This window comes from Streptomyces sp. NBC_01775 (assembly GCF_035917675.1).
Taxonomy (GTDB): Bacteria; Actinomycetota; Actinomycetes; order Streptomycetales; family Streptomycetaceae; genus Streptomyces.
Genome location: NZ_CP109104.1, coordinates 3,441,138 through 3,465,586, shown reverse-complemented (window position 1 = coordinate 3,465,586; position 24,449 = coordinate 3,441,138). Strand labels below are relative to the sequence as shown.

The window sequence follows — 24,449 nt, the reverse complement described above, 5'->3', positions numbered from 1 at the left end:
ACTGAACAGCAGTAGCCGTATGCCGCCCGAAGTACCACGCGGGCTCCCCGGAAGGGGAACCCACCGGGCCAGCGCCTCCCGTGGCCATGCACGAGGGAGGTCAGTGTCAGGGGCACGATTGCCGCCCGCGCGGTCACCCCAGCGGGCATGTTGGAAGGAAACCGTGTGACTGCTCGGATTTCGGTCCGGGGATTCGCCGTGGCGTCCGCCACCGCGGTCACCACCGTCGGCGCTGTCGTCGGTGTTGCTGCGGGCAGCGAACAGGGCCAGGCGTCCAACGACGTCGAGGCCACCGCCGCTGAGGCGACGCTCCTCGAGGACATACCCGCGGGCTCCCAGGCCCAGGTACAGACCGCCTCCCTCAACCAGCAGGCGGACGCCGCGTCGTCCGCCGCGGACGCGGAGGCCAAGAAGTCCGCAGCGGAATCCGCTCGCAAGAAGGCCGCCAAGGACGCGGCGGCCAAGAAGGCGAAGGCCGAGAGGGAGGCCGCTGCCGAGAAGGCGGCGAAGAAGGCCAAGGCACGCGAGAAGGTCCAGTCGGCTTCCAGCCGTTCGGACTCGCGCGCCGGAGCCGGTGACTTCGCGCAGAAGGGCTCCTACTCCACGGCCGAAGTCCAGTCGATGGCCAAGCAGATCGTCGGTGGCGACCAGTACCAGTGCTTCTCGGAGATCGTGAAGCGCGAGTCCGGCTGGAACTACAAGGCCACCAACGCTTCTTCGGGTGCCTACGGTCTCGTCCAGGCGCTTCCCGGCTCCAAGATGTCCTCGGCCGGTGCCGACTGGAGGACCAACCCGGCCACTCAGATCAAGTGGGGCCAGAACTACATGAACGACCGGTACGGCAGCCCCTGCGGTGCCTGGGACTTCTGGCAGGCCAACCACTGGTACTGAGCCGGTTCGGTTCTGTACAGCTTTTCCGATGCCCCCCGTGGCGGCCCGAGAGGGTCACCGCGGGGGGCATCGCGCATGACGGCGCCTGGAACGTGAAGCATCAGGCGTCTGGAGCGTGCGGGTGCCGGGAGCGTGAAGGCGCCTTGGAGGGGGCCGCCCGCCGACGCGTCCGGTCGGGAAGCAACCATGGGCGCGGGTAACGTCGTCCCACACACGGCGAAGCCCATGGCCAAGGGGGGCGGAGGAAGCGGAATGACGAGCAGAATGGACAGGCTCAGGTCGGCTGTCGGCCGCTGGGCCGCGAAGGCCGCCGAGCGACGTGCCGGAACGGAAGAAGAGGGGGGCACAGCGCCCGGGGAGGCCGGCTCCGTCGACCGCCGCCTCTCTTCGGCCGAGGCGGGCCGCGCGCATGCCGACGCGGAAGCGGACGCGGCCGAGCAGGGCCGGCGCGAGCGGGAGTACGTCCCGCCGCCACCCAAGTACGCCCCCGCCATATCGGCGAAACCGGAACCGGCCGTCGCCGTGCCGTGGGGCATGCGCGTCGCCGCCGAGGCCGGCTGGCGGCTGCTCGTGCTCGCGGGGGTCATCTGGGTACTGATGAAGGTCGTCAGCACCATCAGCCTGCTGATCATCGCGTTCTCCGCCGGACTGCTGATCACCGCGCTCCTCCAGCCGACCGTCGCACGGCTGCGGCGCATAGGGCTGGGCAGGGGGCTCGCCACCGCCATCACCTTCATCGGCGGCTTCGTGGTCATGGGCCTGGTCGGCTGGTTCGTGGTGTGGCAGATCATGGAGAATCTCGACACCCTCACCGCCAAGGTGCAGGACGGTATCCAGGAGCTGAAGAGCTGGGCGCTGAACGGCCCGTTCCATGTCTCCGAGGAGCAGATCAACGGCATCGCCAAGAACCTCAGCGACTGGATCGGGGACAACAGCAAGGAGCTGACCTCCGCCGGTATCGAAGGCGTCACCGTCGTCGTGGAGTTCCTCTCCGGGGCGCTGCTGACGATGTTCGTGACGCTCTTCCTGCTCTACGACGGCAAGCAGATCTGGAACTGGGCGCTGAAGTTCGTGCCCGCAGCGGCCCGGGAGGGCGTCGCCGGCGCGGGCCCGCGGGCCTGGGCCACGCTCACCGGGTATGTGCGCGGCACGGTGATAGTGGCGCTGATCGACGCGGTCTTCATCGGCGTCGGGCTCTATTTCCTCAAGGTTCCGATGGCCGTGCCGCTGGCCGTCTTCATCTTCCTGTTCGCCTTCATCCCGATCGTGGGTGCGGTGATCTCCGGAGCGCTGGCCGTGGTGGTCGCGCTCGTCACCGACGGCGTGGTCACCGCGCTGCTGGCGCTGGCGGTCGTGTTGGCCGTCCAGCAGATCGAGAGCCACATCCTCCAGCCGTTCATCCTGGGGCGGCTGGTGCGGGTGCATCCCCTGGCCGTGGTGCTGGGCGTGACCGGCGGCAGCCTGATCGCGGGCATCCCGGGCGCGGTGGTGTCGGTGCCGCTGGTCGCCGTGACCAACACCGTCGTCGTCTATCTGAAGGCGTACGCGCAGGAGCAGGCCATCCGCCAGGTACGCGAGACGGCGCCGCCGGACGCGGTCGCGGATACGGGCACCGGGCCCGAGCCCGCGCGCTGATCCGGACGCCGCGGGCGCCGGGAGTCACCGGCGCCCGCGGCAAGGACGTCACTCCCGGCCTTCCCGGGCCGACGTCAGTACGGGGCCTCGCGCTTGTCCATGAAGCGCTGGAGGCGGGCCGTGTCCGCCTTCGTCCAGCCGTCCGGCGGTGCCACCGCGGCCCAGCCCTCGACCGAGCCGTTGCCGTAGCGGTGCCCGTGCGGCGCGCCCACCGCGTAGGAGACCGCCATGTCGACGGTGGTCTGCCAGAAGGTCACCAGCGGGAACCAGTTGACCTCGTCCGTGATGTCGGGGCCCAGCGGCTCGCGCAGCCAGCGGGGCGGGTTGAACGCCAGGTCCGGCGACCACCACACGATCGCGTCCGAGGCGTTTTGCAGATAGACCGCGCGGGGTCTCTTCCAGCCGGCGAGCGGGCCGGGCCGGCGCAGGTCCTTCCCCGGCCACTGAGCGAAGCGGAAGTTGCGCCCCTCCTTGTAGACCGGGCGCCACACCGGGCTGCCGGGATCGCGGTGCCGGGTCAGCTCCCGGCGCACGGGTGAGAAGTTCGGCGGGCCCGCCAGCAGCGCGCCGTCCACCTTCGCCAGCAGATCGTCCGGGCCGTCGAACGCGGCCTCGATCCCGTAGGCGCCCAGGCTCTCGCCGAAGACGACCAGCTCGGGCCGCTTGTCGGGACGCTGCTCCAGCCAGCGGGCGCGCACCGCCTTGACCAGCGCGCGGTTGGCGCGGCCCGCCTGCTCCTTGTCGACGAGGAAGGAGACCCAGCTGGGCAGGTACGAATACTGCACCGCGACGATCGCCGTGTCGCCGCCGTACATGTACTCCAGCGGCTCGGCGTCCGTGGAGTTGACCCAGCCGCGCCCCGTGGTGCCCGCGATGGCCAGCACCTCGCGGTCGAAGGCGCCGGTGCGCTCCAGCTCGCGCACCGCCAGGCGGGCGCGCGAGGCGAAGTCGGGGGCCGACTCCTGGCCCACATAGGCCCGGACGGGCTGGATCGCGCGCTTGCCGGTGACCTGGGATATCCGGCGCGCGGAGAGCGAGGAGCCGGTGAAGTTGCGGCCCTCGTAGCCCAGATCGTCCCAGGCGACGAGCGAGTGGGGGCTGCCGGAGACATAGCGGGAGCCGGACTGGATGATGCCGTCCTTGGTGCCCTTGTCGGTGTTCTCCGCGATGCGCGCCGCGACGTCGATGATCCCCCGGTCGAAGACGACGTCCCGCGTGCCGAAGACCACGACCGTCGCGCTGACCAGCACCCCCATGGCGATGGCCGGCGGACGCGGCACGAAGCGGCCCAGCAGCCGGATGAGCTTGCGGGTGGCCAGCCGTATCGCCCGCGCGAGGGCCAGCAGCAGGCCGCAGAGCGCGAGGGCCAGCAGCGTGATCATCATCGAGTGCCACGTCAGGGTCTCCGGCAGCTCCTGGAGCCCGCGCAGCACGCGCTGGGCGTCCGCGCTCCACGACAGCGCGGCGATGGTGAGCCCGGTGCTGAGCACGTAGTAGGCCAGCCAGGCGCGGGCCCGCCAGCGTGGGCCGGGGCGCCAGGGCACGTACCGGCGGCACAGCGGCCCGAGCGCGAGCCGCGCCAGCCACTCCAGCAGGGCCCCTATGGCATAGCCCAGCGCCGCGGTGATCCCCCCGATCACCCCCTGGAGGAGCCATGGCCTCGGCACCAGCGAGGGGGTCAGCGACAGCCAGAAGAACAGCGTCGCGCAGCACATCGCCGTCAGTCCGGGCCAGCGGCGCACGACCCAGGAGGAGTCGGGCGGATCCCAGTACGGGCGCCGGGCCAGGGCGCGGGCCCGGCGCCCGGTGCTGCGGAGCAGTGCGAGCCGGTCGTCCGCTGCCTGCCCCATCGCTCCCTTTCCCGCACACTCGCCCGAGAATCGCCGGCCGGTACCGGTCTTCCGGGGGTGCTGACGCAGGCGGGGTCAGCGGGGTTGCCCGCCGGGTCCCGCCGGGCGGCGGGGAGCCTTCTCGGCGGCGCGGTACAGCTCGGGGAGGGTGTGCCCCTGGAAGTCGAACCCGTAGCGGCTGCGCCCCCGCACCTCGGCGTTGAGGTCGTGGACGAACTGCCACGGCGGCAGCTCGGCACCCGCGGCGTACCGCGCGACCGTGTCCGGGTCCAGATTCCGCTCTTCCGCGAAGCGCAGGGGCGTCAGCTCCAGCCGCCGGAAGGCGCTGCGCAGCGCGTCACCGAGCAGCCCGGCCGCCGGGCTCAGGCTCGGCGGCCGGACGGGAGCCTTGGGGCGCTGGGGGCGGCGCCGCTCCCTGACCCGCAGCTTGGTCTGCGACCAGGCGCCGTCGAAGCTGCTGGGGGCCACCCCGCAGGCGGTGGCGAAGGCGGACACCTGATGCCAGGTGGGGAACCTGCGCCCTGTCAGGAGGTCGTCGGCGATGGCCTGGGTGCAGCCCATTCGGCGTGCCAGCTCGGGCACGGGCAGCGCGCCGCCGCTCCGCCACGCGGCCCGCAGCACATCGGCGAACTCCTGCTGCGGCTCGGTCCGTTCCGCGCGGGTACGGCGGACCTGGTCCGCTGCGGGGCAGGGCTCCTCCTCGGCCCGGTCGCGCTCCTCCTGGGCCCGGCGGCGCTCTTCCTCGGTCCGGCGGCGCTCCTCCTCGGTCCGGCGGCGCTCCTCGGCGCGGCGGTGGCGCAGTGCTTCCAGGGCGCGGGCCGTGCGGGCGTAGGTCGCGTGCCGTTCCGCCTGGGCCCAGATCCACGCAGCGGACGGCAGCGGAAGGCGGGGCCCGGACAGGTTCGCACCGCCGACGCGGTGCGCGCCGGCCCCCAGCTCGTCGTAGTGCCGCCGCAACTCCTCCCACAGCCGGGCGATCTCGCGCTCGTGCACGACCTCGGGCGGCAGCGCCGTGTACGCGCGGTTGCGGACGAGCGCGAGGTTGTGCGAGGTGTCCGTGGCCGAACGGCGGGGCTCGGGCAGCCCCTTGTGGTGGGCGGCGCGGCGGACGCGGTCGTAGAGCGTATCCAGGGTCAGCAGCTCGGGCCCGTCCGGGAGGCCCTCTTCGATCAGGGCGAGGAACTCTCCGGTGAAGGCCGTGTAGCGGGCCCCCGCGAACGCCAGGGACTCCGCGTTGGCCCCGGCGGAGGTCAGCACGTAGACGCCGTGGATGCCCGCCTCGTCAGCCAGGTCGCCCGGACCCATGGTCATCGCCGCCTGGCCGCTGAAGCAGCAGTCCAGCACGACGACCTTGCGCAGCGCCCGGCGGGCGTCCAGCAGGAGGCCGCGCAGGTCGCGGTAGCGGACGGAGCGGTACAACTGGGAGGGGTGGGAGTCCGGCAGCGAGAGGCACAGTTTGTCGGCGCGGTCGGAGGCGCGGTGGTCGATCAGGCCGTGGCCCGCGTAGTAGACCAGCAGCGTGTCGTGTGCCGCTTCGGCCGCTGTACGCACGGCGTCCAGGACCTCGCCCGGATGGCCGGGCTGTTCGATCACGGTGCAGTGCTCGGCGGGGAGCCCCCACAGGACGGGGTCGGTCAGCGTCTCGCGCAGCCGGAGCAGATTGTTGGAGACGGCGGGCAGCGGATCGAGGTCCGTGAAGGTGTGGGTGCCGATCAGGACGGCACGCGAGGCTCCGGGGTCGGCCAGCAGCACCGCGTCACTCCTGTGGCGGTGCGAGCGCGCCGAGAAGTCGCCGTACGGTCTCCGCGTCGTGGTCCTGGCCCGCGTCGAGGGAGACGGTGACGCCCCTGGACTCGATCCGCACGGCCGGGGGCTCGGCGTGGGTGCGGCGCCAGGTGGCGACGGCGAGGGCGAGGTTGGCCAGGGCCGTCGCGTGGGTGAGGACGATGTTCACCGCCTCCCACGCGCCGCCCATGGCCCCGGGGCTGTGGGCGGGGCGCAGGGTGACGGAGGTGCCGCGCGGCAGTCCGTCGTCCTCCAGCAGCCACCGGTGGAGCGAGGCGAGCCGGTCGGCGTCGTCGGCCGGGCTGTACGGGCCGGACGTGCCGGCCGGGCTGTACGGGTCGGCTGGACGGGCCCGGCCGCAGGGGGCGTCCGGGCCGGCCGCGCCGGGTGGGCCGTCGCCTCCGTCCGGTGCGCCGCCGGTGCGGATACCGATCTCCATACGCCGTCCTCCCCTGTCGCGCACGGCTGTTCACCGTAGTCCTAGCGGGGGCGTGCGGACATCGTCCTCGGTCCGGGGTGTGCGTCACCCGGGAGGGTGAAACAAGGGCGGAATCCTGTACGTGGTTCAGGGCCGGTACTCGGTCCAAGGGTTGCCGACACGGTGTCGGAGAGTTTTGCTGGGTAGGCGAATCCGGATCCCGTACCACCCTCGTTCACGGGAGGACGCTCCATGTCCGACTACACCACCAACAACGTCGGCATCCCGGTCGAGAGCGACGAGCACTCGCTCACCGTAGGAGCCGATGGTCCGATCCTCCTTCAGGATCACTACGTCATCGAGAAGATGGCGCAGTTCAACCGCGAGCGGGTCCCGGAGCGTGTCGTCCACGCCAAGGGCAGCGGTGCCTACGGCGTCTTCGAGGTCACCAACGACGTCAGCCAGTTCACCCACGCCGACCTCTTCCAGCCGGGGAAGCGCACGGAGATGCTGGCCCGCTTCTCCACCGTCGCCGGTGAGCAGGGCAGCCCCGACACCTGGCGTGACCCGCGCGGATTCGCGCTGAAGTTCTACACCCAGCACGGCAACTACGACCTGGTCGGCAACAACACCCCGGTCTTCTTCGTCCGCGACACCATCAAGTTCCAGGACTTCATCCGCAGCCAGAAGCGGCAGATCGGCAGCGGGCTGCGCGACCACGACATGCAGTGGGACTTCTGGACGCTCTCGCCCGAGTCCGCCCACCAGGTCACCTGGCTGATGGGCGACCGCGGCATCCCCCGCTCCTACCGTCACATGAACGGCTACGGCTCGCACACCTACATGTGGGTCAACGCGGCCGGCGAGAAGTTCTGGATCAAGTACCACTTCCACACCGACCAGGGCATCGACTTCCTCACCCAGGAGGACGCCGACCGCCTGGCCGGTGCGGACGCGGACTGCCACCGCCGCGACCTGTGGCAGGCCATCGAGCGCGGCGAGCACCCGAGCTGGACGCTGAAGGTGCAGGTCATGCCGTTCGACGACGCCCCGGACTACCGCTTCAACCCCTTCGACCTGACCAAGGTGTGGCCGCACGGCGACTACCCCGAGATCGAGGTCGGCCGGATGACGCTCAACAAGAACCCGGATGATTTCTTCGTCCACATCGAGCAGGCGGCCTTCGAGCCCTCCAACCTGGTGCCCGGCGTCGCGCCCTCGCCGGACAAGATGCTGCTGGGCCGGCTCTTCTCGTATCCGGACACGCACCGCTACCGCATCGGGCCCAACTACGCGCAGCTGCCGCCCAACAGGCCGCAGGCGCCGGTGCACTCGTACGCCAAGGACGGCCCGATGCGCTACGTGTCGCCGAACGTGGCCCGCCCGTACGCGCCCAACTCCTACGGCGGCCCCGCCGCCGACCCCACCCGCGCGCCGGTCACCGGCTGGACGGTGGAGGACAGCGAGATGGTGCGCCACGCCTACACCCTGCGCCGGGACGACGACGACTGGAGCCAGCCCGGCACGATGGTGCGGCAGGTGCTGGACGACGCGGCGCGCGACCGGCTGGTCGGCAACATCTCGGGCCATCTGCTGGACGGTGTGAGCAAGCCGGTGCTGGAGCGCGCGGTGCAGTACTGGCGCAACGTCGACAAGGCGCTGGGCGACCGGATCGCCGCGAACGTCAACGGAGGCTGAGGGCGCGCTTTCTGTTGCCCTCTTTCCTGGTGCTGGGTGGGGGCTGCCCCTGTTCGTGCTTTGCAGGCTGCGCCGTGCGTTTTGGCTGGTCGCGCGCACGCGGCGGAGCCGCACATGTCAGAGCCTCGCGCCCCTGCGGGGCTCTCTGCACCCCGGGTATACGCGGGGTGTATACCCATGATGTAGAGTGCGGAGCATGTCAATCAGTCATACGTTGCTGGGTCTTCTGGAGACCGGGCCGCGTCACGGGTACGACCTCAAACGGACGTTTGACGAGAGGTTCGGTCAGGACCGGCCGCTGCACTACGGGCAGGTGTATTCCACGATGTCCCGGCTGCTGAAGCACGGGCTCGTAGAAGTGGACGGGGTCGAGGCCGGGGGCGGGCCGGAGCGCAAGCGGTACGCGATCACGGACGCGGGGATCACGGATGTGGCCCAGTGGCTGGCCACGCCGGAGAAGCCCGAGCCGTATCTGCAAAGCACGCTCTACACCAAGCTCGTGCTGGCCCTGCTGACGGACCGGGACGGCGCCGCGCTGCTGGACACGCAGCGCTCGGAGCATCTGCGCCTGATGCGCGAACTGACCCGCCGCAAGACAGGTGGCGACCTGGCGGATCAGCTGATCTGCGATCACGCCCTGTTTCATCTGGAAGCCGATTTGCGGTGGCTGGAGACGGCTGCCGCGCGTATGGAGAAGCTCGCACTGGAGGTGCGCTCATGACGGCCACACACACTGCTCCCGCGCAGGCGGGACACAAGGGCCGGAGTGCGCTGTTGTCGGCGCACGGGCTGCGGAAGACATATGGGTCGACGTCCGCGCTGGACGGTGCGGATTTCGCGATCGCCGCGGGTGAGGTGGTCGCGGTGATGGGCCCCTCGGGGTCGGGCAAGTCGACGTTGCTGCACTGCCTGGCGGGGATCGTGCCGCCGGATGAGGGGCGGGTGATGTATCAGGGGCAGGAGGTTTCGGCGATGTCGGACGCGCAGCGCAGTGCGCTGCGCCGGGGCGACTTCGGGTTCGTCTTCCAGTTCGGACAGCTGGTGCCGGAGCTGTCGTGTGTGGAGAACGCGGCGCTGCCGCTGCGGCTGGCGGGAGCTTCGCGGAAGGAGGCGGAGGCGCGGGCGCGGGAGTGGCTGGCGCGCCTGGAGGTGGACGAGGTGCGTCACCACCGGCCGGGCCAGGTCTCGGGCGGTCAGGGGCAGCGGGTGGCGGTGGCGCGTGCGCTGGCCGCTTCGCCCCGGGTGGTGTTCGCGGACGAACCGACCGGTGCGCTGGACTCGTTGAACGGCGAGCGGGTCATGGAGTTGCTGACGCAGGCGGCGCGTGAGACGGGCGCGGCGGTGGTGCTGGTGACCCATGAGTCGCGGGTGGCGGCCTACTCCGACCGCGAGGTCATCGTCCGCGACGGCGTCGCCCGCGACATGAGCGCCATGGCGGGCGCCGTATGACGGCAGGGGCCGACGCGCGGAGGAGCCGTATTTGGGCCCGCGACCTGGGCATGGGCGCCAGGTTCGCGTTCACCGGGCCCCAGGGCTGGATCCGTACGGTACTGACCGCCGTAGGGGTCGCTCTCGGGGTGGCGATGCTGCTGCTGGCGGCCTCGGTGCCGCAGATGATGAGCGCGCAGACGGCCCGTAACGACGCCCGTCAGATCAACGGGACCGCCGGATCCTCGCTCGGGAACGTCAGCTCCACCCGGAACGCCAAGCCCACCGACGAGACCCTGCTGTCGGAGAACGCCAGCACGACGTACCACGGCAAGGAGCTTTACGGGAGGACGCTTCAGGCCGACGGCGAACACCCTGTGACCCCGCCGGGTGTCGGCGAGATCCCCAAGCCGGGCGAGATGGTGGTCTCCCCGGCGCTGAAGAAGCTGCTGGCCTCCGACGAGGGCGCCGGGCTGCGCGAGCGGCTCGACTTCCGCACCGTCGGCGTCATCGGGGAAGACGGCCTGCTCGGTCCCAGCGACATGACCTTCTACGCGGGCGCGGACAAGCTGAAGCCCGGCGACGGCGTCGAGCGGGTGGAGCACTTCGGCGGGGCCCAGAGCGATGACTCCGTGGAGCCGGTGCTGATCCTGCTCGCCGCTGTGGCCTGCTCGGTACTGCTGATGCCGGTCGCCGTCTTCATCGGCACGGCGGCGCGCTTCGGCGGCGAGCGGCGGGACCGGCGGCTGGCCGCGCTGCGGCTCGTCGGCGCCGATGCCGCGATGACGCGCCGGATCGCCGCGGGCGAGTCGCTGGCCGGGGCCCTGGTCGGGCTGGTGCTGGGCGGCACGCTCTTCGCGCTCAGCCGCCAACTGATCGGGAATCTGACCCTGTTCGACCTCAGTGTCTTCCCCACCGATGTGCAGCCGGGCTTGCTGCTGGGCGCGCTGGTCGTGATCGGGGTGCCCGTCGTCGCGGTGGCGGTCTCGGTGTTCGCGCTCCGCGGCGTCACGATCGAGCCGCTCGGTGTGATGCGGGATGCCGCGACCCGGCCGCGCCGGCTGTGGTGGCGGCTGGTCGTCCCCCTCCTCGGGCTGGCGCTGCTGCTGCCGCTGGCCGGGACGCTGTCCGGGGGCGGTGGCTCGGTGAACGAGTACCAGGTCTCGGCCGGCGTGGTGCTGCTGCTGAGCGGGGTCTCGCTGCTGCTGCCCTGGATGGTGGAGCGGCTGGTGGGCCGGATGCGCGGGGGCCCGGTCTCCTGGCAGCTGGCGACCCGTCGGCTCCAGCTCAGCACCGGTACGGCGACCCGCGCCGTCAGCGGGATCACCATCGCGGTGGCCGGTGCGATCGCGCTCCAGCTCCTGTTCGCGGGCGTCGAGGCGGAGTCCACGCACCGGACGAAGCAGGAGCGCTCCAGCATGCAGCAGGTGAACGTCTCCGACAGCGACGCGACCCTCGCCGAGGCGAAGCGCATGACGCGGGTGCTCAAGAACACCGAGGGCGTCACCTCGGCGACCGGCTCCCTGACGGCTTCCCAGGTGATCAAGGGGAAAGGGGGGGACGAATACGCCGAGGTGATGGTCGGCGACTGCGCCACGCTGCGCGACATCGCCCACATCAGCTCCTGCCGCGAGGGCCAGGCCTTCCGCGCGGAGCCCGGCAAGCCCAGCAAGGGCGACGAGTCGGTGCCGCCCCCGCCGCGCGCCGGAACCGCGCTGAACGTGCACGGGCCCGGCGGCAAGGGCGAGGACACCTGGCGCATCCCTTCGGGGACACCCACCGTCAAGGGCAAGCTCAAGGGCTGGGGGATGCCCGTCGCGGGGATCCTGGTGACCCCGTCGGCACTGTCCCCCGACCGGCTGGATGCCTCGTACAACGCCTGGGCCAACACGAAGAAGGGCGACTCGGAAGCGCTGGACAACATCCGCACCACGGTCTTCCACCAGAATCCGTCGGCCAGCGCGCAGCCGTTGCTGGAGAAGGAGACCTCCGCGGGGTTCGTGCAGCTCAGCAAGGGGATCTTCGCCGCTGCCACGGGGGTGCTGCTCCTCATCGCGGCCAGCATGGTCATCTCCCAGCTGGAGCAGTTGCGGGAGCGCCGGCGGCAGTTGGCGGTGCTGGTGGCCTTCGGGACCCGTCGCAGCACGCTGAGCGCCTCGGTGCTGTGGCAGTCGGCGGTGCCGGTGGTGCTGGGGCTCGCGCTGGCCTCGGTCAGCGGGCTGGGCCTGGGCTGGGCGCTGCTCAAGGTGATCGACAGGCCGGTCTCGGACTGGCTGATCTTCTGGCAGATGGCCGGGGTCGGCGGCGCGCTCATCGTCCTGGTGACGCTGCTGAGCATGCCGGTGCTGTGGCGGCTGATGAGGGTGGAAAACCTGCGTACGGAGTGACCCGTACGACGTGATCCGTACGACGTGATCCGTATGGCGTGCGGCGCACGTGAAGCGCGTTACGCGATCCGTACGGGGCGCCTTGACCGAGCCCCCGTACGCCGCGGAGCGAGACCCGGGCCGGCTCCCGTTTCCCACGGCGGGAGCCGGCCCGCTCGCGGCTCCGGCCGGCCCCGAGCTGGCCAGAGCCGCGCTTTCTCGTTAAAGTGATAGCACATTGATAGGGACGAATGACGGACGACCGCGCCAGAACGCGCAGAGAAACGGGGGAAGTGATCATGAGCCTCAACGACTCCGGCTCGTCGCACACACAGGTCCCGGGGGTCACCGGCCGGGCCGACGCGCCTCGGCTGCCCGCACCCGAAGTGCGGGAGGCCGCCGCGCAGAGCATCCCCGGCGGCCTCGCGCTGCTGCTGGGCCTGATCGGCTTCCTGCTCGGTGTCGGCGCCGTCGTCGGGGGCGGTTCGCTCGCCTCCGGCGGCAGTGCGGCGGGCGGCGCCGTGCTGATCGTCCTGGGTGTCATCCTGCTGATCGGCTCGGTCTTCGGCATGGCGGGGCTCAACATGGTCGCCCCGGGGGAGGCCCGAGTCGTCCAGCTCTTCGGCCGCTACACGGGCACGATCCGCGCCGACGGTCTGCGCTGGGTCAACCCGCTCACCAGCCGTACCAAGATCTCCACCCGGGTGCGCAACCACGAGACCGCCGTTCTCAAGGTCAACGACGCGTACGGCAACCCCATCGAGCTGGCGGCGGTCATCGTCTGGCAGGTCGAGGACACCGCGCAGGCCACCTTCTCGGTGGACGACTACATCGAGTTCGTCTCCACCCAGACCGAGGCCGCGGTCCGCCACATCGCGATCGAGTACCCCTACGACGCCCACGAGGAGACGGGCCTCTCGCTGCGCGGCAACGCCGAGGAGATCACCGAGAAGCTGGCCGCCGAACTGACCGCGCGCGTCCGGGCGGCGGGCGTCACCATCGTCGAGTCCCGCTTCACGCACCTCGCGTACGCGCCCGAGATCGCCTCCGCGATGCTCCAGCGACAGCAGGCGGGCGCCGTGGTCGCGGCGCGCAAGCTGATCGTGGAGGGCGCGTGCGGCATGGTCGAGGACGCGCTCGCCCGGATCACCGCGCAGCACTTCGTGGAGCTGGACGAGGAGCGCAAGGCCAGCATGGTGAGCAACCTGCTCGTCGTGCTGTGCGGCGACCGCTCGCCGCAGCCCGTGATGAACACGGGCTCGCTCTACCAGTGAGCGGTGACAGGCATCCGGTGACGGAGAACGGTGACGGAGAGCAGTGACCGACGAGGGTGAGGGGCAGGGCGCCGGAGCCGCGCCCGGGGAGGACGAGGCCGGTCAGGCGCCCGGAGCGAAGCGGCGGCAGCGCAAGCAGGTGCTGTTGCGGCTCGACCCCGCGATGCACGACGCGCTCGCGCGCTGGGCCGCCGACGAACTGCGTTCCACCAACGCGCAGATCGACTACGTCCTGCGCCAGGCCCTCAAGGCCGCCGGACGCCTCCCCGGGGAGACCCGCCCCCATCCCCGCAGAGGCCGCCCGCCGCGCGAGGAGTGACCCGCGGCTGGGCGCCGGGGCGTCGAGGTGGCCCCGGGTGTCAGGGGAGCCCCGGGTGTCAGGGCGGCCCCGGGTGTCAGGGCGGCCCCGGGTGTCAGGGGAGTGCGGGCCGCACCGGCAGGGTCCGCATCGCGGCCCGCAGCGCGTCCCCGAAGGCGCGGAACTCCTCCTCGCGCGCCGCGCCCTCGCGCATCGCCAGCGCGATCCGCCGCGAGGGGGCCGGAGCGGCGAAGTCCGCCGTGCGCAGGGCCTCGTTGTGCCCGGCCTCCACGCGTACGGCGGTGCGCGGCAGCAGCGTCACGCCCATGCCCCCGGCCACGAGCTGCACCAGCGTCGAGAGCCCCGCCGCGCTCGTCGTCACGGTGGCGCCCTCCGTGCGACCGGCCTCCCGGCAGATGTCGAGCGCCTGGTCGCGCAGACAGTGGCCCTCGTCCAGCAGCAGCAGATCCAGCTCGCGCAGCGAGGAGCGCGGCAGGTCCCGGCGCCCGGCGCAGGGGTGGTCACGCGGCGTGACCAGCATGAAGTCCTCGTCGAAGAGCGGCACCTCGCTCACCCAGGGCGCCCCCAGGGGTACGGCGCACAGCAGCAGGTCCAGCCGGCCCTGTCCCAGCCCCTCCAGCAGCGAGGACGTCTGCTCCTCGTGTACCTGGAGATCCAGGTCGGGGTAGCGCTCGTGGACGAGGCCGAGCACGGTCGGCAGCAGGTAGGGCGCGACCGTGGGGATCACTCCCAGCCGCAGTACGCCCGTGAAGGGTGCCTGTGCCGCCTCCGCCTCCTCCAGCAGCTCACCGACCGCGCGCAGCACGGCGCGCGCCCGTATGGCCATGCGCTCCCCGGCGGGCGAGAGCAGCACCTTCCGCGTGGTCCGCTCCAGCAGCTGCACCCCCAGAGTCTCCTCCAGTGCGGCCACCGCGCCCGAGAGGGCGGGCTGGCTCATGCCTATGGAACCGGCCGCCTCCCGGAAGTGCAGATGCTCGGCGACGGCGGCGAAGGCGCGGAGCTGGGAAAGGCTGGGCTGACGGACGCGGGGGGCGAGGGGGGCCTGAACGGCCTGGACGGGTACCGGCACTGATAAGTCACTCCAATCAACGGCACCAACCTTAGCTATTTCCGTGATCAATGCGGCATGTGGTTAGGTGGTTGCCGACCAACCTCCAGGAATGCGCGCAATCCGGGCATCCTGGCCGCAAGTGCAAGGAGTGTGTACGTGCTCACCGTCGGTGACAAGTTCCCCGAGTTCGATCTGACCGCCTGCGTCTCCCTGGAGAAGGGCAGCGAGTTCGAGCAGATCAACCACAAGACCTACGAGGGCAAGTGGAAGGTCGTCTTCGCTTGGCCCAAGGACTTCACGTTCGTCTGCCCGACCGAGATCGCGGCCTTCGGCAAGCTGAACGAGGAGTTCGCCGACCGTGACACGCAGATCCTCGGCTTCTCCGGCGACTCCGAGTTCGTGCACCACGCCTGGCGCAAGGACCACCCGGACCTGACCGGCCTGCCCTTCCCGATGATGGCCGACTCCAAGCACGAGCTGATGCGCGAGCTGGGCATCGAGGGCGAGGACGGCTTCGCGCAGCGCGCCGTCTTCATCGTGGACCAGAACAACGAGATCCAGTTCACCATGGTGACCGCCGGCTCCGTCGGCCGGAACCCCAAGGAGGTCCTCCGGGTCCTCGACGCGCTCCAGACCGACGAGCTGTGCCCCTGCAACTGGACCCAGGGCGAGGACACCCTCGACCCGGTCGCGCTGCTGGCCGGTGAGTGATCAACCATGGCTCTCGATGACCTGAAGCAGGCCCTTCCGGACTACGCGAAGGACCTCAAGCTCAACCTCGGCTCCGTCATAGGAAACTCCGAGCTGCCCAAGCAGCAGCTGTGGGGCACCGTGCTGGCCTGCGCCATCGCGTCCCGCTCCGGCATCGCGCTGCGCGCGCTGGAGCCGGAGGCCAAGGAGAACCTGAGCGAGGAGGCGTACACCGCCGCGAAGTCGGCTGCCGCCGTCATGGCGATGAACAACGTCTTCTACCGCACCCGGCACCTGCTGTCGGACCCCGAGTACGGCACGCTCCGTGCGGGGCTGCGGATGAACGTCATCGGCAACCCCGGTGTCGAGAAGACCGACTTCGAGCTGTGGTCGCTCGCCGTCTCCGCGATCAACGGCTGCGGGCAGTGCCTCGACTCGCACGAGCAGGTGCTGCGCAAGGCCGGTGTCGACCGCGAGACGATTCAGGAGGCGATCAAGATCGCCTCCGTCGTCCAGGCGGTCGGCGTCACTCTCGACGCGGAGGCGCAGCTCGCGTAGCAGCGCGCTTGCCGCTTGCGCTTCGCTTGGGCAGTCTGCTCCCCCAGGGCGCGGACTGCCCAAGCTTCGCTACGGAAGGGCGAGCTCGAACCACACCACCTTGCCCGTCGACAGACGGGTCGCGCCCCAGCGGCGGGCGAGGCGGTTGACGAGGTAGAGGCCGCGCCCGCCCTCGTCCGTCGCCCGCGCCTGCCGCAGCCGCGGCAGCTGCGGCACATCGTCGCCGACCTCGCACCGCAGCGTGTCGGTCCGCAACAGCCGCAGCGTGATGGGGCGTTCCGCGTACCGCACGGCGTTGGTGACGACCTCGCTGACCAGCAGCTCGACCGGCTCGGTCAGCTCCTCCAGGCCCCAGCGGGCCAGGGCGCGCCGCGCCAGCCGACGGGCCTGCCCGGCGGTCTGCGCGCGCGGATCCAGGAACCAGTACGCCACATCGCTCGGCGCGATCCCGTCGAACCGCGCCGCCAGCAGCGCGATGTCGTCGTCCCGGTCGCCGGGGCCCAGGATGTCCAGGACCTCGTCGCACAGCGGCTCCAGCGGTGCCGCCGCGCCGGGGCGGGTGAGCCGCGCTGTCGCCGCCAGCTTCTCGCGCAGGTGCTCGATGCCGGTCCACACGTCGCGCTGGCGGGACTCCACCAGGCCGTCGGTGTAGAGGAGCAGCGTCGCACCGGCCGGCGCGTCCAGCTCGACGGCCTCGAAGTCGACGCCGCCGACGCCGATCGGGGCGCCTGCCGGTATCCGCAGCACCTCGGCGCGCCCGCTGCGGTGGAGCATGACGGGCGGCGGATGGCCCGCGTTGGCGACGACGATGCGGTGCGCCACCGGGTCGTAGACGGCGTAGAGGCAGGTGGCCATGCGGTCGCTGCCGAGCCGCTGGGCCTGCTCGTCCAGATGGTGCAGCACCTCTTGGGGCGGCAGGTCGAGCCCGGCCAGCGTCTGGGCCGTCGTGCGGAGCTGTCCCATGATCGCGGCGGAGGTCATGGAGTGGCCCATCACATCGCCGACGACCAGCGCGACCCGGCTGCCGGGCAGCGGGATCGCGTCGTACCAGTCGCCGCCCACGCGCGCGGTCTCGGCGGCCGGCAGATAGCGGCTGGCGAGCTGGACCCCGGTGGGCTGCGGCAGCTCGTCGGGGAGCATCGTGCGCTGCAACTCGTCGGCGATGTACGCCTCGCGCCCGTAGAGCACCGCCTTGTCGACGCCGAGCGCGGTGTGGGTGGCCAGCTGCGCCGCGATGAGCAGGTCGTCGGGCTCGAAGGCCGGACGGTCGGGACGGCGCAGGAAGACGGCGGCGCCGATCACCCGGCGGCGCCCGCGCAGCGGCGCGAGGATGGCCCGGTGACCGGGCGGCACATCCCGGCCGGGGCCGAGGAGTTCGGGCAGCGCGGCGCTGGCCGACGGGGAGTCGGTGAACACCGGGCGTACGCCGCGCAGTACTTCGGCGAGCGGGCCGCCGGGGCGCACCTCGGCCAGCTCAGCGGCGGTGGTGCCCGCACCCGGGCCCGCCGTGGCCGGGTCACCGGTGCCGGGAGCGTCCGTCGGCCCCGGCCGCCCGACCAGCGGCAGCGCGGGCACGGTGCCGAGCGGGACACCCGCGTCGGACAGGCTGGGGTGCTGTGCGTTCTGGGCGGCTTGCAACGCCTGTGCGGCCAGCGGGTCGTCGGGAATACGGTCACTGCGCCGCAGCCGGAGGACCATGGGCCCGGTGGGCCGCTCGTCGCCGACCGGCAGCGGGTCGCGCAGATAGACGAGGATGGCGTCCGAGTAGGCGGGCACGCTGGCGCGGCACAGCCCGAGCACCGTCTCGTCCAGGTCGACACCGCGTGCCACGCGGCGCGTTGCCGCGCCCACGAAGCGCAGCCGGTCGCCGCCCCTGCGCTCCCGTTCGGAGCGCTCGCTGCTGCCGGGGGGCGCCGCCGGTGCGGGAACGGACACGGGGGTTGAGGCCACCGGCGAAGAGCCGGGGGCCGGTTCGACGTGGGGTTCCTCGTGCGGGTGCCCGCCGGCCGGCTCGCTCTCCGGCACGGCGTTCTGCCCGGCCGGGGCCGGGGAGCCGTCGGGGTGGCGCCCCCGCTCGCCTTCGCCCGGGTGGGCGCGTTCCGGTCCTGTTTCGTCCGTGCTGTTCACTCCGCCGACACCGCCTGTCCCGGGGGCCTCGGTATCCGCCGCCCCTGAAGCACCGCTTGCACCACTCCTACCGCTCGCCCCCGCCGGACCGCCGGATCCGCCGGCCGCGGCCCGCCGGCCCGCCGCGCGTGGCCCGCCGGGGCCGCTCGCGCCGGACGTGTCCGGGGTATCAACGGCCCCCGACGCTCCGGGCGCCGGCCTGCGCCGGGCCGCCGCCTCGGCCGCGGGTCGCGGTGGACGGGGGGCGGGGATCGCGTCGCGGCCCCGGGAGGACGGCATGCCGTCCTCGGGGCCGCCGCGGGCGTTCCCCGCGGATGCGGACTGCGTCGGCTCGGTGGTGCTGCTCGCCGCAGTTTTTTCGTGCTCCGTCACGCGTTCGGTTTCCATCCATCCGGGGCTGCGCGTAGGCGCGCGCCCTGCGCTAGGTGCTCGTGGTCGAGGGGCGTCGTCGGCACTGTAGGAAGAGCTGGATCTCGGGGGGTACGTCCGTGCTGGCAGGAGCGTACGCGTACGCGTCCTCTCCGACGACCTCGAATCCCGCGTCCTGGACCACGCGTCGCAAATCGTCCCGCAGATAGCCGGATACCCGGATCGTGTTGCCCAAGAACGGAATGGAGAAATCGTTCACGTCCGCTTCCACCATCCCCAGGACCAAAGGGCCCTCCCCCCGGATCTGTCCGTGCAGCATCTTGAGTGCGCAGGGGATCTCCGTGCGCGGCAGCATCAGCAGCGAGAAGAAGGCCACGGCGCCGTCGAACGGGCCCAGTCCGGCCGATTCGAGGTCGGCCAGGTCCAGCCGGTGGCACTCGCCCTCCGGGACGTTGTCGCGGCACAGTTTCAGCATGGCGGGGGACAGGTCGATGCCGACGACCCGGTGCCCGTCATCCGTCAGCTGGCGCGCGGTCGGCAGCCCCGTACCGCAGCCTACGTCGAGCACCCGGGATCCGGCGGACAGTTGGCCGCCGAGCCAGGCGGCAGCCGCGACCTGGCCCTCCTTGTGCGGAAACGCCTCGTCGTAGCGGTCCCCGATGGCGTCGAACGCTTCGGACTGACCGGACCTGTCGATCGTCGAGCGGTCGAAACCCGCGTAGGCCCCGCATGCCCCGGATGTCCCGCCCTCCCCGTATCCGGCAGAGCTGCTCACGGCTGGCTCCTTCCTGGCTGCCGGGCAAATCCCCGGGGGGTGAGGGGAGTTGTGCAGCAGTATGTTTACGGACGTTGATCCTACGTTTGCAGTATGGGGGCGTATCAAGGGGCACCGGGAGGCCGGTGCAGGCACGTGTTGAACGGTGGCCTGTCCCAGTCGTCCGGCAGTTCGGGCACCGGCCACGCCGGGTCGGGGCGCCAGCGCTCCCAGCCGTCCGCGAACGGCGGCCCCCACGAACGGATCGCCGCCACGGCGCGCCCGCCGGCCTCGCGGACCCGTTCGGCCTGCGCGGCGTCCATCAGGCCCACGCGCTGGGCCTCGGCGAACTCGTCCTCGTCCCGCCATGCCCAGCGCCTGTCCGGATACACCTCGATGTCGAGGAAGTGGTCCTCCGAGTCCACCCCGCCCGGCCAGCGCAGGCGGGGTTCCTCCAGATTCACGTAGAAGTTCTTGAACCGCCAGCCCCGGTCCCAGAACAGCCACACCGACCAGGGCTCCGCGGGCTGTGCCAGCTTGAGCACGCCCATGCCGGTCCACCGGCCGAGCGCGTGCCTGCGCGGCTTGGTGTAGCGGGTGGCGAGCGGCTCGCTGTGGACGGGCGTGCCGTCGGCCAGCTCCGGTCTGACGCAGACCGTGCCCGGTGCCATCCAGACCGCCAGCAGCTCCGGGGTGTCGCACACGACGGTGACGGGACGGCAGATATGGGGATGGGCGGCGCCGTTGGCGCGGTAGCGCCACAGGATGTGGGCTCCCGTGGGCCAGTGCGCCGGGGGCGCGGTGGGTTCCGCTGTCATGAGCGGATCTTAGGCGCCCACCCCGTCCCTCCGCCGTGAGCCGGCCCGCAGTCCCCCGAAGGAGCCCTCATCAGGGGTGCGTCATCCGCAGGACGTCCAGGGCCTCGTCCAACTGCTGGAGCGTCAGCTCGCCCCGCTCGACGTAGCCGCTTCCCAGCACGGCCTCCCGGATGGTGAGGCGTTCGGCGATGGCCTTCTTGACGACGGCCGCCGCGTTCTCGTAGCCGATGTACTTGTTGAGCGGAGTGACGACGGAGGGGGAGGACTCGGCGAACTCCCGGGCGCGCTCCGCGTTCGCGGTGATCCCGTCCACGGTGCGCTCGGCCAGCAGGCGGGAGGCGTTGGCCAGCAGCCGCACCGACTCCAGCACATTCTTGGCGATCACCGGAAGCATCACGTTCAGCTCGAAGTTGCCCGCGGCGCCGGCCGCGGCCACCGTCGCGTCGTTGCCCGTGACCTGGGCCGCCACCATCAAGACGGCCTCCGGGATCACGGGGTTGACCTTCCCCGGCATGATCGAGGAGCCCGGCTGGAGGTCGGGCAGGGCGATCTCGGCCAGCCCCGTGCGCGGCCCGGAGGCCATCCAGCGCAGGTCGTTGGAGATCTTGGTGAGGCTCACCCCGATGGTCCTGAGCTGGCCCGAGGTCTCCACCAGGCCGTCGCGGGCGCCCTGCGCCTCGAAGTGGTCGCGCGCCTCGGTCAGCGGCAGCCCGGTGGCGCGGGCCACCTCCGCGATGACGTCGGCCGAGAATCCGGGCGGGGTGTTGATTCCGGTGCCTACGGCCGTGCCGCCCAGCGGGAGTTCGGCCAGCCGGGGCAGCGAGGCGCGCAGCCGCTCCACGCCGTGCCGGACCTGTGCCGCGTAGCCGCCGAACTCCTGGCCGAGCGTGACCGGCGTCGCGTCCATCAGGTGGGTGCGCCCCGACTTGACCACCTCGGCGAACTCCTCCGCCTTGGCCTCCAGCGACCCGGCCAGCCGCTGGAGTGCCGGGATCAGATCGGCGGTGACGGCGGCCGTCGCGGCGATGTGGATGGAGGAGGGGAAGACGTCGTTGGAGGACTGGCTGGCGTTGACGTGGTCGTTGGGGTGCACATCGGGGCCGTCCGCGCCCAGACGTTCGCTCGCCAGCGTCGCCACGACCTCGTTCATGTTCATGTTCGAGGAGGTGCCCGAGCCGGTCTGGAAGACGTCGACGGGGAAGTGCTCGTCCCAGTCCCCGCGCGCGACCTCCTCGGCCGCCTCGCGCACGGCCTCGGCGCGCGGTCCGTCGAGCACCCCCAGGCGCCCGTTGACCACGGCCGCCGCCGCCTTGATACGGGCCAGCGCCTCGATGTGCGCGCGCTCCAGACGCTGGCCGCTGATGGGGAAGTTCTCCACGGCACGCTGGGTCTGCGCCCGCCACTTGGCGTGCGCGGGCACCCGTACCTCGCCCATCGAGTCGTGCTCGGTCCTGTACTCAGTGCTGTCGTTCATGGGGTGCACCTCCTAGGCCACCAGCGTCCCGCACCCGGCACCGCATTCCCGGCAGGGCCGTGGTGCGCCGGGTCACTCGCCGCCGATCTGCGTGTACGCGCTGTTGACGATCTTCTGGGCAAGCGCGGCGTTCCGGGGGGCCACGCGTGCGCTCACCCACAGCTGGCTGGTCCCTCCGGAGACGGTGCGGAACCGGCCCCACAGGGACAGCTCGTACGTCCCGCCCGTGCGCCGCACCGCGTAGAACGCCTCGTCGCCGTCGTCCTCGCGCCACGGCAGGCGGGAAGGGCCGGGGCGGCTCTCCAGGAAGGCGCGGGTCTCTCCCGGGGAGCACGTGCGCCCACAGTCCAACTGGGCGGCGTGCAGGCGCAGCCGGGGGCCCGCCGCGAGGGTGGGGTCGCTCTGCCGGAGCCTGGTGAGGTCCCCGCCGGTCACGTTCTCGCACTCGTAGGCGATCACGGTGTCGGGTTCCTCCAGTCCCATGTCGCATTCGATGGCCTGCCGGGTGGTGAAGCGCCCGGCGCCGAACAGTTCGGCGGGGTCGGCGTCCGTCTCGCTGTAGGCGACGCGGGCGAGCGCGACCATCAGCGGGGTGCTGAGCACCCGGCGCAGCACCCGTGTCTCACGTGCCGTGTCATCGGGGTCGGCCAGCCGCTCCAGCACCGGGGACCACTTGGTGTGTGTGGGGTCGCTGCGGCTGGTGCGACGGCTGGTACGGGGCAGATAGCGCCACAGGTCGTCCGTGGTCAGCGGGCACAGCTCGATGGCCACGGCACCGGGCAGCGGGAGCGTGGCGCCGTCCACGGCCTGGGTGTACTCGGCGGAACGGCTGGTGAGGACGCAGCGCGCGTGCTCGGCGAGGCTCGCGCGCAACTGCCGGAGCGCGCCCGCCTGCGCGGAGTGGGGGAGCTCGTCGAAGCCGTCGAGCACGGGCAGCACCCGGCCGGACTCGATCAGGTCGAGCGCGGCCTTGGGCGTGGGCAGCGGCACGGGGTGCTCGGCGCACAGCCGCTCGGCCGCCCACTGCCACAGCCCCTGGTCCCCGCCCGGATTCCACGAGGCCAGCGGCAGTACGACGGGAACGGGCGCGGCGGAGGCGGGGCCGCGCGCCTCCAGGAGGGTGCGCGCCAGCCGGTAGGCGAGGACGGTCTTCCCCGCGCCGGGCGCGCCCAGGAGGACCAGCCGCTGCCGGGGAAGCGAGGCGAAGAACGCGGCGGTCCCGGCGAACTCGCCCTCCGCGTCCAGCGATCCGGACGAATCACCGCTGTTCGCCGGGTGTCTGCCGTCGGGCGGGTGGCCGCCGTCAGCGGGGTGGCCGTCAACGGCCGGGTGGCTGCCGCCCGCCGGGTGACCCCCCGCCGGGTGGCCGAGCACGTTCGGCTCGTGGTCCGCGACCAGCGGGTCGGCGGCCTGCCAGCGTACGGGGATGGGGGTGGGGGTGCTCACCGGCGAGAGGGCGAGCTGGTCCTCCTTGCCGTACTGCCGGGCCAGCGCCGCGGCCAGCCCCTCGGCCGCCCGGTCGAGGCGGTGCGCGGGCAGTGGCGCGCGAGGGCGGGCGCCGCGCCGCCGCTCCAGCACGCGGCCCACGCCGGCCGAGCCCGCCAGCACCGCCGCCCCCAGCACGGCCAGCCCCGGCAGCCGCTCGCCGAGGGCAGCTCCGCCCAACGGCGCGGGCGGGACGGCCCACAGCACGGCGCCGAAGCAGGCCAACAGCCCCGCGAGCGCGAAGAGACGGGAGGCCGGCTGGGGAAGCTCGGCCGCTTCCTCGTGCACGTGGATGTGGACGGCGTCGACGCGTTCCGCCTGTACGACGGTGCCGAACGTGCCTCCGGTGATCCGGTTCTCCCAACGGGGAGAGCCACGCGTCCCGCCCCCGTCCACCGGTCACCCCCACGCGTCCCACGACCCGTCAGAGGCAGGATCCTAGCCCCGGAACCCCGCCGGTGACCCTGGCGTGCGGGGCCCGGCCGGAGGTTTTGAGGGGATGCGACGGCGACTTCTTCTTTCGGTTCGGCGAATGCGTAGCGGGGGCAGAACTGTCCGGCAGAACACCGGAAATATTCTGGAGATTTATTCACCGAAAGGCTGGCCGCCACCCTGGTGCTGATGGAAAGATCGCGACGATATTGAGTCGACCGAGTCTTTTCAGGCTCCAAGGAGCAACCCCACGTGAGCTACCCGCAATCCGGGCCGCAGGCGTATCCCAACCCGCAGGGCGGGCCGCAGATGTACCCCGACCAGCAGGGCGGACCGCAGGCTTACCCCCATCCGCAGGGCGGGCCACAGGCGCCCCCTCACTCGCGGCGCGCGCGGTCCGCCCCGCCGAGACGTCCGGCCTTCGTGGTCGTGGTGACGGTCATCACCGCACTGTCGGCCGTTTTCTCGCTCATCGGGGCATTCATTGTCTACGCGGGCGGCAAGGAATTCACTGACGATTATTTGCGTCAGGCCATGGAAAACAACCCCGAAGCCGTCGGGCTGCCTTCCGGGATGAGCGCCTCGGACATCAAGGACATGTCCGGGTCCCTGTGGACCGAGGCGGTGAGCGATTTCCAGGGGACGCTGGAGATCCGGGCGGGCATGGCCGTCTTCATGGGGCTGTGTCTGCTGCTGTTCGCCATCTTCGTCCTGCGGAAGGGCGCGCGCTGGGCGCGGGTGCTGATCACCATCGTGGCGGCGATCCAGTTCATCCTGCCGCACACGTTGATCATGGGCGACGAGCCTCCGAACAGCCTGTTCCTGACCAGCTTCGGGGCCGTCATATTCGGCATCGCCGCGCTCGTCATGGTCTGGCTTCCGCCGGTGGGCCGCTTCTACAAGGCCCATAAGAGCGCGTAACACGATCTCGCGGAGAACTCCGTCCTCGACGAACAGGCTCCGCTCTCGACGAACAGGAACAGGCAGGGCCCGTCAGCAAGCTGACGGGCCCTCATGCATGCACGAG

The 24,449-nt window shown here is 71.7% G+C and carries 20 protein-coding genes; 11 read left to right on the top strand and 9 right to left on the bottom strand.

What is annotated here, in order from left to right; all coding sequences use genetic code 11:
* Window positions 1–147: 147 nt before the first annotated feature.
* Both OHB04_RS15360 and OHB04_RS15355 read left to right on the top strand, forming a co-directional pair.
* Window positions 148–891, top strand: coding sequence for a transglycosylase SLT domain-containing protein (locus OHB04_RS15360; RefSeq protein WP_326688255.1), 744 nt, complete (start codon window positions 148–150; stop codon window positions 889–891).
* Between the two features lie 252 nt (window positions 892–1,143).
* Window positions 1,144–2,526, top strand: a complete 1,383-nt coding sequence (locus tag OHB04_RS15355) for an AI-2E family transporter (protein ID WP_326688254.1) — start codon at window positions 1,144–1,146, stop codon at window positions 2,524–2,526.
* 74 nt (window positions 2,527–2,600) lie between these two features.
* Here the strand turns inward: OHB04_RS15355 and OHB04_RS15350 are convergent, their stop codons facing one another.
* The 3 genes from OHB04_RS15350 to OHB04_RS15340 form a co-directional block, all read right to left on the bottom strand.
* On the bottom strand, window positions 2,601–4,376 hold the full coding sequence (locus OHB04_RS15350) for an alpha/beta hydrolase (RefSeq protein ID WP_326807626.1): 1,776 nt from the start codon (window positions 4,374–4,376) through the stop codon (window positions 2,601–2,603).
* A 75-nt stretch (window positions 4,377–4,451) separates the two neighbouring features.
* Window positions 4,452–6,128 (bottom strand): caspase, EACC1-associated type, encoded by a 1,677-nt coding sequence (locus tag OHB04_RS15345; RefSeq protein WP_326807625.1) that lies wholly within the window; start codon window positions 6,126–6,128, stop codon window positions 4,452–4,454.
* A gap of 4 nt (window positions 6,129–6,132) precedes the next feature.
* The gene (locus tag OHB04_RS15340) at window positions 6,133–6,600 is read right to left on the bottom strand and encodes an effector-associated constant component EACC1 (protein WP_326688251.1); all 468 of its coding nucleotides are present in this window, start codon (window positions 6,598–6,600) and stop codon (window positions 6,133–6,135) included.
* 231 nt (window positions 6,601–6,831) lie between these two features.
* On the opposite strand from OHB04_RS15340, the gene OHB04_RS15335 reads away from it, so the two are divergent.
* From OHB04_RS15335 to OHB04_RS15310, 6 genes are all read left to right on the top strand, one after another.
* Window positions 6,832–8,277, top strand: a complete 1,446-nt coding sequence (locus tag OHB04_RS15335; protein ID WP_326688250.1) for a catalase — start codon at window positions 6,832–6,834, stop codon at window positions 8,275–8,277.
* 196 nt (window positions 8,278–8,473) lie between these two features.
* Window positions 8,474–8,998 carry a PadR family transcriptional regulator gene (locus tag OHB04_RS15330; protein ID WP_326688249.1) on the top strand — a complete coding sequence of 175 codons (525 nt, stop codon included), beginning with the start codon at window positions 8,474–8,476 and terminating at the stop codon, window positions 8,996–8,998.
* Window positions 8,995–9,726 carry an ABC transporter ATP-binding protein gene (locus tag OHB04_RS15325; RefSeq protein WP_326688248.1) on the top strand — a complete coding sequence of 244 codons (732 nt, stop codon included), beginning with the start codon at window positions 8,995–8,997 and terminating at the stop codon, window positions 9,724–9,726. Before OHB04_RS15330 ends, OHB04_RS15325 begins: the two co-directional genes overlap by 4 nt.
* Window positions 9,723–12,092, top strand: coding sequence for an ABC transporter permease (locus tag OHB04_RS15320; protein WP_326688247.1), 2,370 nt, complete (start codon window positions 9,723–9,725; stop codon window positions 12,090–12,092). The genes OHB04_RS15325 and OHB04_RS15320 overlap by 4 nt, the downstream gene beginning before the upstream one ends.
* Before the next feature lie 278 nt (window positions 12,093–12,370).
* Window positions 12,371–13,345, top strand: coding sequence for an SPFH domain-containing protein (locus OHB04_RS15315; RefSeq protein WP_326688246.1), 975 nt, complete (start codon window positions 12,371–12,373; stop codon window positions 13,343–13,345).
* Window positions 13,346–13,388: 43 nt separating this feature from the next.
* On the top strand, window positions 13,389–13,664 hold the full coding sequence (locus OHB04_RS15310; RefSeq protein WP_326688245.1) for a hypothetical protein: 276 nt from the start codon (window positions 13,389–13,391) through the stop codon (window positions 13,662–13,664).
* Between the two features lie 94 nt (window positions 13,665–13,758).
* On the opposite strand, the gene OHB04_RS15305 is transcribed toward OHB04_RS15310, so the two are convergent.
* Window positions 13,759–14,733, bottom strand: a complete 975-nt coding sequence (locus OHB04_RS15305; RefSeq protein ID WP_326807624.1) for a LysR substrate-binding domain-containing protein — start codon at window positions 14,731–14,733, stop codon at window positions 13,759–13,761.
* Between the two features lie 138 nt (window positions 14,734–14,871).
* Between OHB04_RS15305 and OHB04_RS15300 the strand changes: the two genes are divergently transcribed.
* Together OHB04_RS15300 and OHB04_RS15295 are read left to right on the top strand one after the other, a co-directional pair.
* Entirely contained in the window at window positions 14,872–15,426 is a 555-nt protein-coding gene (locus OHB04_RS15300; RefSeq protein ID WP_326807623.1) for a peroxiredoxin, read from the top strand.
* Between the two features lie 6 nt (window positions 15,427–15,432).
* A complete protein-coding gene (locus OHB04_RS15295; protein ID WP_326688242.1) occupies window positions 15,433–15,963 on the top strand; it encodes an alkyl hydroperoxide reductase in 531 nt (176 codons plus the stop codon).
* 69 nt (window positions 15,964–16,032) lie between these two features.
* Here OHB04_RS15295 and OHB04_RS15290 read toward each other — a convergent pair whose 3' ends face one another.
* The 5 genes from OHB04_RS15290 to OHB04_RS15270 form a co-directional block, all read right to left on the bottom strand.
* A complete protein-coding gene (locus OHB04_RS15290; protein ID WP_405807506.1) occupies window positions 16,033–18,342 on the bottom strand; it encodes a SpoIIE family protein phosphatase in 2,310 nt (769 codons plus the stop codon).
* A 169-nt stretch (window positions 18,343–18,511) separates the two neighbouring features.
* Complete coding sequence (locus OHB04_RS15285; protein WP_326807622.1) at window positions 18,512–19,234, bottom strand: class I SAM-dependent DNA methyltransferase; 723 nt, start codon at window positions 19,232–19,234, stop codon at window positions 18,512–18,514.
* A 104-nt stretch (window positions 19,235–19,338) separates the two neighbouring features.
* Complete coding sequence (gene fomD / locus OHB04_RS15280) at window positions 19,339–20,031, bottom strand: cytidylyl-2-hydroxypropylphosphonate hydrolase (protein WP_326688238.1); 693 nt, start codon at window positions 20,029–20,031, stop codon at window positions 19,339–19,341.
* 70 nt (window positions 20,032–20,101) lie between these two features.
* Window positions 20,102–21,505, bottom strand: a complete 1,404-nt coding sequence (locus tag OHB04_RS15275) for a class II fumarate hydratase (RefSeq protein ID WP_326688237.1) — start codon at window positions 21,503–21,505, stop codon at window positions 20,102–20,104.
* 72 nt (window positions 21,506–21,577) lie between these two features.
* On the bottom strand, window positions 21,578–23,386 hold the full coding sequence (locus OHB04_RS15270; protein ID WP_326807621.1) for an NACHT domain-containing protein: 1,809 nt from the start codon (window positions 23,384–23,386) through the stop codon (window positions 21,578–21,580).
* A gap of 465 nt (window positions 23,387–23,851) precedes the next feature.
* Between OHB04_RS15270 and OHB04_RS15265 the strand changes: the two genes are divergently transcribed.
* Window positions 23,852–24,343 carry a hypothetical protein gene (locus tag OHB04_RS15265; protein ID WP_326807620.1) on the top strand — a complete coding sequence of 164 codons (492 nt, stop codon included), beginning with the start codon at window positions 23,852–23,854 and terminating at the stop codon, window positions 24,341–24,343.
* The last annotated feature ends 106 nt before the right edge of the window (window positions 24,344–24,449 follow it).

What these genes read in the sequence shown, in the direction of transcription:
- OHB04_RS15360 (WP_326688255.1), top strand. Translation starts at nt 148, where the DNA reads ATGTTGGAAGGAAACCGTGTGACTGCTCGGATTTCGGTCCGGGGATTC.
- OHB04_RS15355 (WP_326688254.1), top strand. Translation starts at nt 1,144, where the DNA reads ATGACGAGCAGAATGGACAGGCTCAGGTCGGCTGTCGGCCGCTGGGCC.
- OHB04_RS15350 (WP_326807626.1), bottom strand. Translation starts at nt 4,376, where the DNA reads ATGGGGCAGGCAGCGGACGACCGGCTCGCACTGCTCCGCAGCACCGGG.
- OHB04_RS15340 (WP_326688251.1), bottom strand. Translation starts at nt 6,600, where the DNA reads ATGGAGATCGGTATCCGCACCGGCGGCGCACCGGACGGAGGCGACGGC.
- OHB04_RS15335 (WP_326688250.1), top strand. Translation starts at nt 6,832, where the DNA reads ATGTCCGACTACACCACCAACAACGTCGGCATCCCGGTCGAGAGCGAC.
- OHB04_RS15330 (WP_326688249.1), top strand. Translation starts at nt 8,474, where the DNA reads ATGTCAATCAGTCATACGTTGCTGGGTCTTCTGGAGACCGGGCCGCGT.
- OHB04_RS15325 (WP_326688248.1), top strand. Translation starts at nt 8,995, where the DNA reads ATGACGGCCACACACACTGCTCCCGCGCAGGCGGGACACAAGGGCCGG.
- OHB04_RS15320 (WP_326688247.1), top strand. Translation starts at nt 9,723, where the DNA reads ATGACGGCAGGGGCCGACGCGCGGAGGAGCCGTATTTGGGCCCGCGAC.
- OHB04_RS15315 (WP_326688246.1), top strand. Translation starts at nt 12,371, where the DNA reads ATGAGCCTCAACGACTCCGGCTCGTCGCACACACAGGTCCCGGGGGTC.
- OHB04_RS15295 (WP_326688242.1), top strand. Translation starts at nt 15,433, where the DNA reads ATGGCTCTCGATGACCTGAAGCAGGCCCTTCCGGACTACGCGAAGGAC.
- fomD (WP_326688238.1), bottom strand. Translation starts at nt 20,031, where the DNA reads ATGACAGCGGAACCCACCGCGCCCCCGGCGCACTGGCCCACGGGAGCC.
- OHB04_RS15275 (WP_326688237.1), bottom strand. Translation starts at nt 21,505, where the DNA reads ATGAACGACAGCACTGAGTACAGGACCGAGCACGACTCGATGGGCGAG.